At 71.9% G+C, this 876-nt stretch carries 1 protein-coding gene; it reads left to right on the forward strand.

The features are described 5' to 3' along the window. Nucleotides 1-293: 293 nt before the first annotated feature. Nucleotides 294-876, forward strand: a 583-nt coding sequence (locus AE652_RS06685) for a PHP domain-containing protein (protein WP_159028383.1), incomplete at its 3' end; no start/stop codon positions are given.

Raw genomic sequence — 876 nt, forward strand, 5'->3', positions numbered from 1 at the left:
CGCCGACCCGCCGCAGGCCGAGCCGTCCCTGCCGCCCAGCGCCGGCATCGAGGCCGAGACCCGCTGGCTGACCCAGGTCGCCCAGGCCCTGCGGACCATGCCGCCGCTGCCCGTCGCCCGCACGGCCGGCTGACCGGAGCGAGGGCCGGCCGCGCGGGCCATGATCCCGTCAAGGAAGCGACAGGGCCCCGTCAAGATCGCGGCGGCGGGCCCGCGGGGCTGCGCGTCGGCGTCGCGGACCCGATAGGGTGGACCGCTTCCCCGTCCGCGTCCCGTCCCAGGAGCACAGCGCCGTGTCCGACAGCTTCGCGCACCTGCACGTCCACACCGAGTACTCGATGCTGGACGGCGCCGCCAAGAACGGCAAGCTGTTCGCCGAGGCGGAGAGACAGGGCATGCCCGCCATCGCGATGAGCGACCACGGCAACATGTTCGGCGCGTACGAGTTCTTCCACGCGGCCGCCAAGACCGGGGTGAAGCCGATCATCGGCATCGAGGCGTACGTCGCGCCGGCCTCGCGCTTCCTGAAGAAGCAGGTGTTCTGGTCCCCCGGCGGCCAGCGCCCCACCGGCTCCGACGGCGAGGGCGGCAAGGACGTCTCCGGCGGCGGCCGCTACACCCACATGACCATGTGGGCGCAGAACGCCACCGGCCTGCGGAACCTCTTCAAGCTCTCCTCGCTCGCGTCGATGGAGGGCTACTACATGAAGCCCCGCATGGACCGCGAGCTGATCGCCGCCAACGCGACCGGCATCATCGCCACCACCGGCTGCCCCTCCGGCGAGGTCCAGACCCGGCTGCGCCTCGGCCAGTACGAGGAGGCCGTCAAGGCGGCCGGCGCCTACCAGGACATCTTCGGCAAGGAGAACTACTTCC

Origin of the sequence: Kitasatospora sp. MY 5-36, from assembly GCF_001182915.1 — a bacterium.
Lineage (GTDB): Bacteria > Actinomycetota > Actinomycetes > Streptomycetales > Streptomycetaceae > Kitasatospora.